The 14,660-nt window shown below is 70.8% G+C and carries 13 protein-coding genes; all 13 read left to right on the forward strand.

The window, feature by feature from the left end:
• Nucleotides 1-31: 31 nt before the first annotated feature.
• Nucleotides 32-1,756: a UDP-N-acetylmuramoyl-L-alanyl-D-glutamate--2,6-diaminopimelate ligase gene (locus tag AB0M76_RS24720; RefSeq protein WP_365954924.1), complete on the forward strand. Its 1,725-nt coding sequence runs from the start codon at nt 32-34 to the stop codon at nt 1,754-1,756.
• A complete protein-coding gene (gene murF / locus AB0M76_RS24725; protein WP_365954925.1) occupies nt 1,753-3,177 on the forward strand; it encodes a UDP-N-acetylmuramoyl-tripeptide--D-alanyl-D-alanine ligase in 1,425 nt (474 codons plus the stop codon). The genes AB0M76_RS24720 and murF overlap by 4 nt, the downstream gene beginning before the upstream one ends.
• On the forward strand, nt 3,174-4,244 hold the full coding sequence (gene mraY, locus AB0M76_RS24730) for a phospho-N-acetylmuramoyl-pentapeptide-transferase (protein WP_030156005.1): 1,071 nt from the start codon (nt 3,174-3,176) through the stop codon (nt 4,242-4,244). The genes murF and mraY overlap by 4 nt, the downstream gene beginning before the upstream one ends.
• A complete protein-coding gene (gene murD / locus AB0M76_RS24735; RefSeq protein WP_365954926.1) occupies nt 4,226-5,653 on the forward strand; it encodes a UDP-N-acetylmuramoyl-L-alanine--D-glutamate ligase in 1,428 nt (475 codons plus the stop codon). The genes mraY and murD overlap by 19 nt, the downstream gene beginning before the upstream one ends.
• An 80-nt stretch (nt 5,654-5,733) precedes the next feature.
• A complete protein-coding gene (ftsW, locus tag AB0M76_RS24740) occupies nt 5,734-7,149 on the forward strand; it encodes a putative lipid II flippase FtsW (RefSeq protein ID WP_365954927.1) in 1,416 nt (471 codons plus the stop codon).
• Nucleotides 7,150-7,155: 6 nt separating this feature from the next.
• Nucleotides 7,156-8,250: an undecaprenyldiphospho-muramoylpentapeptide beta-N-acetylglucosaminyltransferase gene (gene murG / locus AB0M76_RS24745; RefSeq protein ID WP_266993987.1), complete on the forward strand. Its 1,095-nt coding sequence runs from the start codon at nt 7,156-7,158 to the stop codon at nt 8,248-8,250.
• 163 nt (nt 8,251-8,413) lie between these two features.
• A complete protein-coding gene (locus AB0M76_RS24750; RefSeq protein WP_365954928.1) occupies nt 8,414-9,118 on the forward strand; it encodes an FtsQ-type POTRA domain-containing protein in 705 nt (234 codons plus the stop codon).
• Between the two features lie 280 nt (nt 9,119-9,398).
• Complete coding sequence (gene ftsZ / locus AB0M76_RS24755) at nt 9,399-10,604, forward strand: cell division protein FtsZ (RefSeq protein WP_365954929.1); 1,206 nt, start codon at nt 9,399-9,401, stop codon at nt 10,602-10,604.
• Nucleotides 10,601-11,389, forward strand: coding sequence for a peptidoglycan editing factor PgeF (gene pgeF, locus AB0M76_RS24760; protein WP_365954930.1), 789 nt, complete (start codon nt 10,601-10,603; stop codon nt 11,387-11,389). The genes ftsZ and pgeF overlap by 4 nt, the downstream gene beginning before the upstream one ends.
• Nucleotides 11,376-12,095 carry a YggS family pyridoxal phosphate-dependent enzyme gene (locus tag AB0M76_RS24765; protein WP_365954931.1) on the forward strand — a complete coding sequence of 240 codons (720 nt, stop codon included), beginning with the start codon at nt 11,376-11,378 and terminating at the stop codon, nt 12,093-12,095. Before pgeF ends, AB0M76_RS24765 begins: the two co-directional genes overlap by 14 nt.
• A 151-nt stretch (nt 12,096-12,246) precedes the next feature.
• Nucleotides 12,247-12,855: a cell division protein SepF gene (gene sepF / locus AB0M76_RS24770; RefSeq protein WP_030291906.1), complete on the forward strand. Its 609-nt coding sequence runs from the start codon at nt 12,247-12,249 to the stop codon at nt 12,853-12,855.
• A gap of 60 nt (nt 12,856-12,915) precedes the next feature.
• Nucleotides 12,916-13,212, forward strand: a complete 297-nt coding sequence (locus AB0M76_RS24775; RefSeq protein WP_053689581.1) for a YggT family protein — start codon at nt 12,916-12,918, stop codon at nt 13,210-13,212.
• A gap of 82 nt (nt 13,213-13,294) precedes the next feature.
• Complete coding sequence (locus AB0M76_RS24780) at nt 13,295-14,560, forward strand: DivIVA domain-containing protein (RefSeq protein WP_365954932.1); 1,266 nt, start codon at nt 13,295-13,297, stop codon at nt 14,558-14,560.
• The last annotated feature ends 100 nt before the right edge of the window (nt 14,561-14,660 follow it).

The raw sequence follows: 14,660 nt of genomic DNA on the forward strand, positions 1-14,660 counted from the left end.
CGGCCCGCCAGAAATCCGTGAGGCACCATCAGTGACAACGATCACCCCGAACCCCGGGAACCCGACGGCCGCCGGTGGCACGGGCGGGCCCTCACTTCGCGAGCGGCCCGCCGAGCCCGGTACGCTCACCGCCGTGCCCCACGCTGATCAGCCCAGAACCACCCAGAAAGACGCCCCGGCAACGCCGCCGGGAGCGCCCCGGCCCCAGGCCGCCCGCCCGACACCCCTGGGCGAGCTGGCCACCCTGCTGGGCATCGAAGCCCCCGGCGCAGCCGCCGCGCAGCCGCCGCAGCAGCAGCCGCAGATCACCGGGATCACGCACGACTCCCGTGCCGTGCGCCCCGGCGACCTGTACGCGGCCCTGCCCGGCGCGAAGCTGCACGGCGCCGACTTCGCGGCCCAGGCGGCCGCACTCGGCGCCGCGGCCGTGCTGACCGACCCGGCGGGCGCCGGGCGCGCGGCCGCGACCGGCCTGCCGGTCCTGGCCGTCGACGGCCCGCGCGGCCGGATGGGCGAGCTCGCCGCCGCGATCTACGGCCGTCCAGGCGAGGGCCTGCTCCAGATCGGCATCACCGGCACCTCCGGCAAGACCACCACGGCGTACCTCGTCGAGGGCGGTCTGCGCGGGGCCGGACGCAGCACCGGGCTGGTCGGCACCGTCGAGATGCGCATCGGCGACGAGCGCATCAAGTCGGAGCGCACCACCCCCGAGGCGACCGACCTCCAGGCCCTGTTCGCGGTCATGCGCGAACGCGGGGTCGAGGCCGTCGCCATGGAGGTCTCCAGCCACGCCCTGGTGCTCGGCCGGGTGGACGGATGCGTCTTCGACGTCGCCGTCTTCAACAACCTGAGCCCGGAGCACATGGAGTTCCACTCCGACATGGAGGACTACTTCCAGGCCAAGGCGCAGCTCTTCACCGAGCGCCGCGCCCGCCTCGGGGTGGTCAACGTCGACGACGAGTACGGCCGCCGCCTCGCCAAGGAGGCCGCGATCCCGGTGGTCACGTTCTCCGCCGCGGGCGATGCGGCCGCCGACTGGCGCGCCGAGGACGTGGTGTTCGGGCACATGGACTCCACGCTGACCCTGGTCGGCCCGGAGGGGCAGCGCGTACGGGCCACGGCCCCGCTGCCCGGCCCGTTCAACGTCGCCAACACCGTCGCCGCGATCGTCACGCTCGCCGCCGCCGGCCTCGACCCGCAGACCGCCGCCGACGGCGTCGCCGCGGTCCCCGGGGTCCCCGGCCGGCTGGAGCGGGTGGACGCGGGCCAGCCGTACCTCGCCGTCGTCGACTACGCGCACAAGACGGACGCCGTCGAATCGGTGCTGCGTGCACTGCGCGAGGTCACCACCGGCAAGCTGCACATCGTGCTCGGCTGCGGCGGCGACCGCGACACCACCAAGCGCGCCCCGATGGGCGCCGCGGCCGCCCGGTTCGCCGACACCGCCGTGCTGACCTCCGACAACCCGCGGTCCGAGGACCCCCTCGCGATCCTCGCCGCGATGTTCGAGGGCGCCGTCTCCGTACCCGCCGAAGAGCGCGGCACGGTCCTCGTCGACGCCGACCGGGCCGCGGCCGTCGCAGCCGCGGTCGCCCGCGCCGAGCCCGGCGACACGGTGCTGGTGGCCGGCAAGGGCCACGAGCAGGGCCAGGAAACCGCGGGCGTCGTACGGCCCTTCGACGACCGCGCGGTGCTCCGCGCCGCGATCGAACGCCAGCAAGGCAGCAACGTCCGACAGGCCGAGGTGAACCAGTGATCGCCCTTTCCCTCGCCGAGATCGCCGACATCACCGGCGGGCGGCCCCACGACATACCGGATCCGTCCGTGCGGATCACCGGGCCCGTCGTCATCGACTCCCGCCAGGTGGAGGCCGGCAGCCTGTTCGCCGCGTTCGCCGGCGAGCACGTCGACGGCCACGACTACGCCGAGCGCGCGGTCGCCTCCGGAGCCGCGGCCGTCCTCGCCGCCCGGCCCGTCGGCGTCCCCGCGATCGTCGTCGCCGATGTCGAGAAGGCCCTCGGAGCCCTCGCCCGAGCGGTCGTCGAGCGGCTCGGCACCGACGTGGTGGCTCTGACCGGCTCCGCCGGCAAGACCTCCACCAAGGACCTCATCGCCCAGGTGCTCCAGGCCCACGCGCCCACCGTGTGGACCCCGGGCTCCCTCAACAACGAGATCGGCCTGCCGCTCACCGCGCTGCGCGCCACGGAGGAAACCCGGCACCTGGTGCTGGAGATGGGCGCCCGCGGCATCGGGCACATCGACTACCTCACCGGCCTGACCCCGCCGCGCATCGGACTCGTCCTCAACGTCGGGACCGCCCACATCGGCGAGTTCGGCGGCCGTGAGCAGATCGCCCAGGCCAAGGGCGAGCTGGTCGAGGCCCTGCCGTCCGAAGCCGAGGGCGGAGTCGCCGTCCTCAACGCCGACGACCCGCTGGTGCGCGCGATGTCCACCCGGACGAAGGCCCGTACGGTGCTCTTCGGCGAGGCCGGCGACGCCGAGGTACGGGCCACCGAAGTCCGTATGACACCGGCAGGACAACCCTCCTTCACACTCCACACACCCACCGGGTGCGGCGAAGTGACCTTGCGCCTGTACGGTGAGCACCACGTGTCGAACGCGCTCGCCGCGGCCGCCGTCGCCCATGTACTGGGCATGTCCGTGGAGGAGATCGCCACCGCGCTCTCCGAGGCGGGCACCTTGTCCCGGTGGCGGATGGAGGTCACCGAGCGGGCGGACGGCGTGACGATCGTCAACGACGCCTACAACGCGAATCCCGAGTCCATGCGGGCCGCTCTGCGCGCGCTTGCCGCGATGGGCGGCGCCGCCAGGGCCGACGGGGGACGTACGTGGGCGGTGCTCGGTCCCATGGCCGAGCTCGGGGACGCATCGCTGGCCGAGCACGATGCGGTGGGACGGCTTGCCGTCCGGCTCAACGTGAGCAAGCTCGTCGCAGTCGGGGGCAGGGAAGCGTCCTGGCTGCAATTGGGCGCATATAACGAGGGTTCGTGGGGTGAGGAGTCGGTGGTCGTGTCCGACGCGCAGGCGGCGATCGACCTGTTGCGCAGTGAACTGCGCCCGGGTGACGTCGTGCTGGTGAAGGCTTCCAGGTCGGTCGGCCTGGAGCGGGTCGCTCTGGCGCTGCTGGCCGGCGGGGGCGAGGTCGCCGACCGATGAGGCAGATCCTGTTCGCCGGTGTCATCGGCATGTTCCTGACCGTGGTCGGCACGCCGCTGCTGATCAAGCTGCTGGCCCGGAAGGGCTACGGCCAGTTCATCCGCGACGACGGCCCGCGCGGCCACGCCGGGAAGAAGGGCACGCCCACCATGGGCGGTATCTCCTTCATCCTGGCGACGATCATCGCGTACGCCCTGACGAAGGTGATCACGGGCAGCCCGGCCACGTTCTCCGGCGTGCTGGTGCTCTTCCTGATGTCCGGCATGGGCCTCGTCGGCTACCTCGACGACTACATCAAGATCGTCAAGCGTCGCTCGCTCGGTCTGCGGGCCAAGGCCAAGATGGCCGGCCAGCTGATCGTCGGCATCGCCTTCGCGGTGCTCGCGCTGCAGTTCAAGGACGCCCGCGGCAATGCACCGGCCTCCACCAAGCTGTCGTTCGTCACGGACTTCGGCTGGTCGATCGGCCCGGTGCTGTTCGTGGTCTGGGCGCTGTTCATGATCCTGGCCATGTCCAACGGCGTGAACCTGACGGACGGTCTGGACGGCCTGGCCACCGGCGCCGCGGTGATGGTCTTCGGCGCCTACACCTTCATCGGCGTCTGGCAGTTCCAGGAGTCGTGCGCCAACGCGCAGACCCTGACGAACCCCAACGCGTGCTTCGAGGTACGAGATCCGCTGGACCTCGCGATCGTCGCCTCCGCGCTGATGGGCGCCTGCTTCGGCTTCCTGTGGTGGAACACCTCGCCCGCCAAGATCTTCATGGGTGACACCGGTTCGCTGGCCCTCGGCGGCGCCCTCGCCGGTCTCGCGATCTGCTCCCGCACGGAGTTCCTGATCGCCCTCCTCGGCGGCCTCTTCGTCCTCATCACCATGTCGGTCGTCATCCAGGTCGGCTCCTTCAAGCTCACCGGGAAGCGCGTCTTCCGGATGGCCCCGCTGCAGCACCACTTCGAACTGAAGGGGTGGTCCGAGGTCCTGGTGGTGGTCCGGTTCTGGATCATCCAGGGCATGTGCGTGATCGTGGGTCTCGGACTCTTCTACGCGGGATGGGCAGCGGACAAGTGACCTCCTGGCAGGGCAAGAACATCACCGTCGCCGGTCTCGGCGTGAGCGGCATCAGTGCCGCCCGCGCCCTGGCCGGCCTCGGCGCATCGGTGACCGTGGTGGACGGCGGCGACAGCGAGGGCCACCGCGCCCGGGCCGCCGAACTCGGCGAGCTGGGCATCTCCGTACGGCTCGCGGATGCCGAGACGCTGCCCCAGGGCACCGATCTGGTCGTCACCTCGCCCGGCTGGAAGCCCGACAGCCCGCTGTTCGCCGCGGCCGCCGAGGCCGGCGTCGAGGTCGTCGGGGACGTCGAGATCGCCTGGCAGCTGCGCGGGCCGGACTCCGCCCCGTGGCTGGCTATCACCGGCACCAACGGCAAGACCACCACCACCCAGATGCTCGCGTCGATCCTGAAGGCCGCGGGCCTGAAGACCGCGGCCGTCGGCAACATCGGCACCCCGATCATCGACGTGGTGCTCGGCGAGGAGAAGTACGACGTACTCGCCGTCGAACTCTCCAGCTACCAGCTGCACTGGGCGCCCTCGCTGCGCGCCCACTCGGCGGCCGTGCTCAACCTGGCACCCGACCACCTCGACTGGCACGGCTCGATGGAGGCGTACGCCGCCGACAAGGGCCGCATCTACGAGGGCAACACGGTGGCCTGCGTCTACAACGTCGCCGACCCGGCGACCGAGGCCCTGGTCGTCGAGGCGGACGTCGAGGAGGGCTGCCGGGCGATCGGCTTCACCCTCGGCGCCCCCGGCCCCTCCATGCTCGGCGTCGTCGACGGCATCCTCGTCGACCGCGCCTTCGTCGAGAACCGGCAGAAGAACGCCCAGGAGCTCGCCGAGGTCAAGGACGTCAACCCGCCGGCCCCGCACAACATCGCCAACGCGCTCGCCGCGGCGGCCCTGGCCCGCGCCTTCGGCGTCGCGCCGCGCGCGGTCCGCGACGGGCTGCGCAACTTCCGCCCCGACGCGCACCGCGTCGCGTACGTGGACGAGGTCGCGGGGGTCACGTACATCGACGACTCCAAGGCCACCAACACGCACGCCGCCGAGGCCTCCCTGGCCGCCTTCGAGCCCGTCGTGTGGATCGCCGGCGGCCTCGCCAAGGGCGCGACCTTCGACGAGCTCGTCCAGAAGTCGGCGAAGCGGCTGCGCGGCGTGGTGCTGATCGGCGCCGACCGGGCGCTGATCGCCGAGGCGCTGGCGCGACACGCCCCCGAGGTCCCGGTCGTCGACCTCGAGCGGACCGACACTGGGGCGATGCTCGCAGCGGTCCGGGAAGCGGCCCGGCTCGCAGAGCCCGGCGACACGGTTCTGCTGGCCCCGGCCTGTGCCTCGATGGACATGTTCGCGAACTACAACAAGCGCGGGGACGCATTCGCGGACGCGGTGCGCGAACTGGCCGCCGGGAGCGCGTAGGTCCGGCCGGTCCGTTCTCAGGTCGGCGAGTCCTCCCCGACCGGCTGCTCGCCTCGTACGAGTGGAGGGGAAGGTCACACATGCCGGCCAAGCAAGTGCTGCCCGGGCGGCGGCCGTCCGCCGTCAAGTCCGTCAAGTCCGTCAAGAACGCGAAGCCCGCCAAGTCCGCCAGGACGGTCAAGGCGCAGGGCCGCAGGCGTCCGGCGGTGGGTGTGCGGCGGCCCGCCGGGCGCGGGCCGCTGGAGCGCATCCGGCGTACGCAGCGGCAGTTGCGCAAGGCCTGGGACCGGCCCCTCACCGCGTATTACCTGATTTTCGGCAGCTCGCTGCTCATCACCGTGCTCGGCCTGGTGATGGTCTACTCGGCCTCGATGATCAAAGCGCTCCAGCTGGGCCTGGGAGATGCCTACTTCTTCAAGAAGCAGTTCCTGGCCGCCCTGATCGGCACCGGGCTGCTGCTGGTCGCCTCCCGGATGCCCGTCAAACTGCACCGGGCGCTGTCCTATCCCGTGCTCGCAGGAACCTTGTTCCTGATGGTCCTGGTCCAGGTCCCCGGGATAGGGGTGGCGATCAACGGCAACCAGAATTGGATCTCCCTTGGTGGTCCGTTCATGCTCCAGCCCAGTGAGTTCGGCAAGCTGGCACTGATCCTCTGGGGCGCCGACCTGCTGGCCCGCAAGGGCGACAAGGAGCTGCTGAGCCAGTGGAAGCACCTGCTGGTGCCGCTGGTCCCGGTGGCCTTCCTGCTGCTCGGGCTGATCATGCTGGGCGGGGACATGGGCACCGCGATGATCCTCGGAGCCATCCTGTTCGGCCTGCTGTGGCTGGCGGGAGCCCCGACGCGGATGTTCGTCACGGTACTGGCGTTCGCGGGTGTGATCGTCGCACTGCTCATCAGGACCAGCCCGCACCGGATGGACCGGCTCGCCTGCATCGGCGCGACGGATCCCGGCCGGAACGACCTGTGCTGGCAGGCCGTGCACGGGATCTACGCCCTCGCATCCGGCGGATGGTTCGGTTCCGGTTTGGGTGCCAGTGTGGAAAAATGGGGGCAACTGCCCGAAGCTCATACCGACTTCATCTTCGCCATCACCGGCGAGGAACTGGGTCTGGCAGGGACGCTGTCGGTACTCGCCCTGTTCGCGGCTCTAGGCTATGCGGGTATCCGCGTGGCCGGACGCACGGAGGACTCCTTCGTACGGTATGCCGCGGGAGGCGTGACCACCTGGATCACGGCCCAGGCCGTGATCAACATCGGTGCGGTGCTCGGTCTGCTGCCGATCGCCGGAGTCCCGCTCCCGCTGTTCTCGTACGGAGGGTCCGCGCTGCTGCCGACGATGTTCGCGGTCGGACTGCTCATCGCCTTCGCGCGGGAGGAGCCGGCGGCGCGCGCGGCGCTCGCGATGCGCCAGCCGAAGACCGGCTGGAAGCGGACCGGGCAGAGATGGAAGTCGATGAGACGGAGCGTCAAGAGGCGTCCGTCCGGAGAGCGGTGAATTTCGGTGCATGTCGTACTCGCCGGTGGGGGGACCGCCGGCCACATCGAGCCGGCGCTCGCCCTCGCGGACGCCCTGCGCAGGCAGGACCCTTCCGTGGGCATCACCGCCCTCGGCACGGAGCGCGGGCTCGAAACCCGCCTCGTGCCCGAGCGCGGTTATGAGCTGGGGCTGATCCCCGCCGTCCCGCTGCCCCGCAAGCCCACCCCCGAGCTGATCACCGTCCCCGGACGGCTGCGCGGCACGATCAAGGCCGCAGAGGAGATCCTGGAGCGCACCAAGGCCGACTGCGTCGTCGGCTTCGGCGGTTACGTGGCCCTGCCCGGCTACCTCGCCGCCAAGCGGCTCGGGGTGCCGATCATCGTCCACGAGGCCAACGCCCGGCCGGGACTGGCCAACAAGATCGGCTCCCGCTACGCGCACGCCGTCGCGGTCTCCACCCCCGACAGCAAGCTGCGCGGCGCCCGCTACGTGGGCATCCCGCTGCGCCGCAGCATCTCGACCCTGGACCGGGCCGCGGTCCGCCCGGAGGCGCGCGCCGCCTTCGGCCTGGACCCCAATCTGCCGACCCTGCTGGTCTCCGGCGGCTCGCAGGGCGCCCGCCGCCTCAACGAGGTGATCCAGCAGGTCGCTCCGACCCTCCAGCGCTCCGGGATCCAGATCCTGCACGCGGTCGGCCCGAAGAACGAACTGCCGCGTGTCGACAACATGCCCGGGATGCCGCCGTATGTGCCGGTACCGTACGTGGACCGGATGGATCTCGCGTACGCCGCCGCCGACATGATGCTGTGCCGCGCGGGCGCGATGACCGTCGCCGAACTCTCCGCCGTCGGGCTGCCCGCCGCGTACGTCCCGCTGCCGATCGGCAACGGCGAACAGCGGCTCAACGCCCAGCCGGTGGTCAAGGCCGGCGGCGGCCTGCTCGTCGACGACGCGGAGCTGACGCCCGAGTGGGTGCTCAGCCAGGTCCTCCCGGTGCTCGCCGACCCGCACCGCCTGTACGAGATGTCCCGCGCCGCCGCCGAGTTCGGCCGCCGGGACGCCGACGAGCTGCTGGTCGCGATGGTGTACGAGGCGATCGCCGCCCACAGGAACCGCTAGCGCAGGAGGCACAGGAGTGGCCGGAGCGACCACCGCACAGCGCGGCAATCCCGGGTCCGCCCGGAAGGGCAAGGGCTCCGGCTCTCCCAAACCGCCCAAGCCGCCCAGGTCGTCGAAAGGTTCCGGCCCGCGAGGCCCCGGTCTGCAGCGCCTTGTCCGGCGCATGCGGCACCGGGGCCCCGTGCTGCTCTGCCTTCTCGCCGCAGTGTTCCTCGTCGGGGGCGGCAGCTGGGTGCTCTACGGCTCCTCCTGGCTCCGGGTCGAGAAGGTGACCGCAAGCGGAACCCGGGTGCTGACCCCCGAGCAGGTGCTGGCCGCCGCGGCCGTACCGGTTGGGGCGCCGCTGGTGACCGTGGACACCGACGAGATCGCGGGGCGGGTCCGCAGCCGGCTGCCCCGCGTGGATTCGGTCGACGTGGTGCGCGCCTGGCCGCACGGAATCGGGCTGAAAGTGACGGAGCGCAAACCGGTCCTGCTCATCAAAAAGGACGCCAAGTTCGTGGAAGTGGACGCTTCGGGTGTGCGATTCGACACGGTTCCGAAAGCACCCGCGGGCGTTCCGGTCCTCGAATTGTCCGCGGCACAGTCGCCGAGCGGCCGACGCTTCGACGAGGAGCGGCTGCTGCGCGAGGCCGTGGGCGTCGCCGGAGACCTCCCCGAGGCGGTCGCCAAGGAGACCGTGCAGGTCAAGGTGGGGTCGTACGACTCGGTCGTACTGGAGTTGAGCCGGGGGCGGACCGTGGTGTGGGGGAGCGGCGAACAGGGCGAGGCGAAGGGCCGTGCGCTGACCGCCCTGCTGAAAGCGGCGCCCAAGGCTGACCGCTTTGACGTGAGCGTCCCCACCGCCCCTGCCGTGTCCGGGAGTTGACGCCGGGTCGAACAGCGACGCACCCTGGTTGGCCACCGATACGGGTGATCACATAGGGTGAAAAGAAAAACGGGAGGTTCGGCGTGTTCGTTGAACACGCGCTACTTGTCGACTTAGTGTCCTGTTCGGAAGAGTCCAGGGAACAGACACTCTCCTAACCCTAAACTTCAGGGTTAGGGTTCGGGTCGGCGCGTTCGGACCGTCCCACATTTCGGCATCAGTCGTCGCAACGCAGGCCCGCGAGGCGGCGACACGTAACTCGAGGCGAGAGGCCTTCGACGTGGCAGCACCGCAGAACTACCTCGCAGTCATCAAGGTCATCGGTGTCGGCGGCGGTGGTGTCAATGCCATCAACCGAATGATCGAGGTCGGTCTCAAGGGCGTCGAGTTCATCGCCATCAACACGGACGCCCAGGCGCTGTTGATGAGCGACGCCGACGTCAAGCTCGACGTCGGCCGTGAACTCACCCGGGGCCTCGGCGCCGGCGCCAACCCGGCAGTCGGTCGCAAGGCGGCAGAGGACCACCGCGAGGAGATCGAGGAGGTCCTCAAGGGGGCCGACATGGTCTTCGTCACCGCCGGCGAGGGCGGCGGCACCGGCACCGGCGGCGCACCCGTCGTCGCCAACATCGCGCGCTCGCTCGGCGCCCTGACGATCGGTGTGGTCACCCGGCCGTTCACCTTCGAGGGCCGGCGCCGTGCGAACCAGGCGGAGGACGGCATCGCCGAGCTCCGCGAAGAGGTCGACACCCTCATCGTCATCCCCAACGACCGGCTGCTGTCCATCTCGGACCGCCAGGTCTCGGTCCTGGACGCCTTCAAGTCGGCCGACCAGGTCCTGCTCTCGGGTGTCCAGGGCATCACCGACCTCATCACGACCCCGGGTCTGATCAACCTCGACTTCGCCGACGTGAAGTCCGTGATGTCCGAGGCCGGCTCGGCCCTGATGGGCATCGGCTCCGCCCGCGGCGACGACCGCGCCGTGGCCGCCGCCGAGATGGCCATCTCCTCGCCGCTGCTGGAGGCGTCCATCGATGGCGCCCGCGGCGTGCTGCTCTCCATCTCCGGTGGCTCGGACCTCGGCCTCTTCGAGATCAACGAGGCCGCGCAGCTGGTCAGCGAGGCCGCCCACCCCGAGGCGAACATCATCTTCGGCGCCGTCATCGACGACGCGCTCGGCGACGAGGTACGGGTCACCGTCATCGCCGCCGGCTTCGACGGCGGCCAGCCCCCGGCCCGCCGGGACAACGTCATCGGCGCCGCGTCCACCAAGCGCGAGGAGCCGGCCCCGGCGCCGGTCCGCGCTGCCGAGCCGGTGCGCCCGGCCTTCGGCGGACTGGGCACGGTCACCCCGCGCGAAGAGCCGCCGGCCCCGGTCGAGGCGGTTCCGGCCGAGGCCGCGGCCCCGTCGCCGCAGGTCCCGACGGCCCGGCCGTACCAGGACAGCCCGGCCGAGGAACTGGACGTTCCGGACTTCTTGAAGTGACGCTGGACCAGCACATCGAGAACGGCGCCCGCTTCGCCTTCACCGACCGGTGGGGCGGGGTGAGCGCCGTTCCGTACGAGGAGCTCAATCTCGGCGGCGCGGTCGGAGACGACCCGGCCGCCGTTCTCGCGAACCGGGCGGTGGCGGCCGGGGCCCTGGGCATCGGGCCGGACCACGTGGTCTGGATGAACCAGGTGCACGGCAAGGACGTGGCGGTGGTCCCCGGACCCTGGGGCCCCGCCGCCGACGTGCCGGCGGTGGACGCGGTGGTGACCGCCCGTCGGGGGCTCGCCCTCGCGGTGCTCACCGCGGACTGCACCCCGGTCCTGCTGGCCGACCCCGTCGCCGGGGTCGCGGGAGCGGCCCACGCGGGCCGGCCCGGACTGGTCGCCGGGGTCGTACCCGCCGCGGTGGAGGCGATGGTCTCCCTCGGGGCCGAGCCGGGGCGGATCATCGCCCGGACCGGCCCCGCGATCTGCGGCCGCTGCTACGAGGTGCCGGCCGAGATGCGGGACGCGGTCGCCGAGGCGGTACCGGCCGCCTACGGCGAGACGAGCTGGGGGACGCCGTCCGTCGATGTGGTCGCCGGGGTGCACGCCCAGCTCGCGGAGGCGGGGGTGGTGAACCTGCACCGTTCGCCGGTCTGCACACTGGAGTCGCGGGACCACTTCTCGTACCGCCGCGACCGGGTGACCGGGCGGCTTGCCGGATATGTCTGGTTGACAGAGCTTTCCCGGGGGGAGACCCCCGGACCCCCGGGGGAAAAGAAGAATGACGGATCGTAAGTCGGAGCTCGCGGAGAACCTCGCGCGGGTGGAGGAACGTATCTCGTCCGCCTGCGCGGCCGCGGGGCGCGGACGGGACGAGGTGACACTTATCGTCGTCACCAAGACCTACCCCGCGAGCGACGTACGACTGCTGGCGGACCTGGGAGTCCGTCATGTGGCGGAGAATCGCGACCAGGATGCCGCCCCCAAGGCTGCGGCCTGCGCGGATCTGCCGCTCAGCTGGCATTTCGTGGGCCAGTTGCAGACGAACAAAGTCCGTTCCGTGGCGGGATACGCGCATGTGGTGCAGTCGGTCGACCGGCCGAAGCTCGTCACGGCGCTCTCGGCGGCCGCGGAGGCGGCCGGGCGCGAACTCGGCTGCCTCGTACAGATCGCCCTCGACGCCGAGTCGGGGGAGCGCGGCATCCGTGGCGGAGCCGCTCCGGAGCAGCTCGCCGAACTCGCGGACCTCGTGGCCGGGGCGCCCGGACTGCGGATCGACGGTCTGATGACCGTGGCTCCGCTGGCCGGGTCCTACGCGGGACGCGAACAGGCCGCTTTCGAGCGGCTGGTGGAATTGTCATCCCGCCTGCGCGCGGACCATCCGACTGCCACGATGGTGTCGGCCGGGATGAGTGCAGACCTGGAACAGGCCGTTGTGGCCGGTGCGACACATGTACGCGTCGGCACTGCGGTACTCGGCGCGAGACCCCGGCTCGGGTAACGTCGCGAAGAAAGTCGGACCACAGCAGAAAATATGGTCATTACCGCTGATGGGCGGACGGACCACGTGGATCGCGGGCAGTTGGTGACTTTGGTGACACAGCGACACACCTGCGACAGGGCGATCCACCACAGAGCGGAGGACTCAGAGAATGGCCGGCGCGATGCGCAAGATGGCGGTCTACCTCGGCCTCGTGGAGGACGACCGGTACGACAACCCGGGGTACGACCCCGACGACGAGTTCGAGCCCGAGCCGGAACCGGAGCGGGATCGCCGGCGCCAGCAGCCCGTGCACCAACCGCCCGTAACGGACGAACCGGTACGAATTGCCCAGCCTCCGGCGCAACGGGAACCCATCCCATTGCCGCTGGAAAACGGACGTCCTGCGCGAATTGCCCCCGTGGCATCCATCACACCTGAACGCTCGAACCTGGAGAAGAACGCCCCCGTGATCATGCCCAAGGTCGTCTCCGAGCGGGAGCCGTACCGCATCACGACGCTGCACCCCCGGACCTACAACGAGGCCCGTACCATCGGGGAACACTTCCGTGAGGGCACTCCGGTGATCATGAACCTCACGGAGATGGACGACACGGACGCGAAGCGACTTGTCGACTTCGCCGCCGGCCTCGTCTTCGGTCTGCACGGCAGCATTGAACGCGTGACACAGAAGGTGTTCCTGCTGTCGCCTGCTAACGTCGATGTCACGGCGGAGGACAAGGCCCGCATCGCGGAGGGCGGGTTCTTCAACCAAAGCTAGACCGATCCGTCAGACACGGGGCCGGGGACAGAGCGAGAGCAGGGGAGAGGGAAGCGCGGGATGGGCGTCGCACTGCAGGTGGTCTACATCGTGCTGATGTGCTTCCTTATCGTGCTGATCTTCCGACTGGTGATGGACTACGTCTTCCAGTTCGCACGTTCATGGACACCCGGCAAGGCGATGGTGGTCGTCCTTGAGGCCACCTACACTGTCACCGATCCACCGCTCAAGCTTCTCCGGCGATTCATTCCGCCGTTGCGTCTCGGGGGCGTGGCACTCGACCTGTCCTTCTTCGTTCTGATGATCATCGTTTACATCCTCATCAGTTTCGTGAGCACCGCTGCGAGAAGCGTGTGAACGATGAGCTTCCCCGCAGGCGCGGGGACAGTCCCGATACGGTCCTGCCGACTGCCGACGACTACGTAGAGGTGAAGAAGACATGCCGCTGACTCCCGAGGACGTGCGGAACAAGCAGTTCACGACCGTCCGCCTCCGAGAAGGCTATGACGAGGACGAGGTCGATGCCTTCCTCGACGAGGTCGAGTCCGAACTGACGCGCCTGCTGCGCGAGAACGAGGACCTGCGCGCCAAGCTGGCTGCCGCCACGCGTGCCGCCGCGCAGAACCAGCAGCAGCAGGGGATGCGCAAGCCGGAACCCCAGGACCAGCGAGGCCCCGGCGGCCCCGGTGCCCCTGTGCCCGCGGCCATATCCGGCCCGCCGGCGCAGCAGGGCCCGCCGCAGATGGGCCCGCCGCAGCTTCCGGGCGGCCCGCCGCAGCTTCCGGCCGGCCCCGGCGGACACGGACCGCAGGGTCCGGGCGGTCCGGGCCCGATGGGCGGCCCCATGCACACCATGGGCGGCCAGCAGCAGATGGGCCAGCAGGGCATGGGCCAGCAGGGCATGGGCCAGCAGGGCATGGGTCAGCAGGGCATGGGTCAGCAGTCCATGGGCGGCCAGAACCCGCTCGGCCAGCAGATGCAGCCCATGGGCCAGCAGATGCAGCCGATGGGCCAGCAGATGCAGCCCATGGGTCAGCAGATGCAGCAGCCGCAGCTCCCGCAGCAGGGTCCCGGTGGCGACAGCGCCGCCCGCGTCCTGTCGCTGGCGCAGCAGACCGCCGACCAGGCGATCGCGGAGGCCCGATCCGAGGCCAACAAGATCGTCGGCGAGGCTCGCAGCCGTGCCGAAGGCCTGGAGCGGGACGCCCGCGCCAAGGCCGACGCGCTGGAGCGGGACGCGCAGGAGAAGCACCGCGTCGCGATGGGCTCCCTGGAGTCCGCCCGCGCCACGCTGGAGCGCAAGGTCGAGGACCTGCGGGGCTTCGAGCGTGAGTACCGTACGCGTCTGAAGTCCTACCTGGAGTCGCAGCTGCGCCAGCTCGAGACCCAGGCGGACGACTCCCTGGCCCCGCCGCGCAACCCGGCCGGTCCGGCGCTGCCGCCGTCGCCGACGCCGTCGATGGCTCCGGCCGGAGCGATGGGCCACTCGATGGGCAACCCGTCGATGGGCGCTCCGTCGACCATGGGCGGTCCCTCGCCGATGGGTGGCCCGTCCCCGATGGGCGGCCCCTCGTACGGTGGTCAGCAGCAGATGTCTCCCGCGATGACGCAGCCGATGGCTCCGGTGCGGCCGGCCGGTCCGCAGCCGATGCAGCAGGCGCCGTCGCCGATGCGGGGCTTCCTGATCGACGAGGACGACAACTAGGCGCCGCTCGCCAGTCGGCGGCAGTCGCTTCACGGGCCGGGCCCGGTTCCCCCACGGGGGCACCGGGCCCGGCCCGTTTCGCGTCCCGCCACCGTTGCGG

It is taken from the genome of Streptomyces sp. NPDC051364 (assembly GCF_040682115.1).
Classification (GTDB): Bacteria; Actinomycetota; Actinomycetes; order Streptomycetales; family Streptomycetaceae; genus Streptomyces.

Coding starts and splice junctions, on each gene's coding strand:
- AB0M76_RS24775 (WP_053689581.1), top strand. CDS start 12,916: ATGGGCGTCGCACTGCAGGTGGTCTACATCGTGCTGATGTGCTTCCTT.
- mraY (WP_030156005.1), top strand. CDS start 3,174: ATGAGGCAGATCCTGTTCGCCGGTGTCATCGGCATGTTCCTGACCGTG.
- AB0M76_RS24750 (WP_365954928.1), top strand. CDS start 8,414: ATGCGGCACCGGGGCCCCGTGCTGCTCTGCCTTCTCGCCGCAGTGTTC.
- ftsW (WP_365954927.1), top strand. CDS start 5,734: ATGCCGGCCAAGCAAGTGCTGCCCGGGCGGCGGCCGTCCGCCGTCAAG.
- AB0M76_RS24765 (WP_365954931.1), top strand. CDS start 11,376: ATGACGGATCGTAAGTCGGAGCTCGCGGAGAACCTCGCGCGGGTGGAG.
- sepF (WP_030291906.1), top strand. CDS start 12,247: ATGGCCGGCGCGATGCGCAAGATGGCGGTCTACCTCGGCCTCGTGGAG.
- AB0M76_RS24780 (WP_365954932.1), top strand. CDS start 13,295: ATGCCGCTGACTCCCGAGGACGTGCGGAACAAGCAGTTCACGACCGTC.
- murD (WP_365954926.1), top strand. CDS start 4,226: ATGGGCAGCGGACAAGTGACCTCCTGGCAGGGCAAGAACATCACCGTC.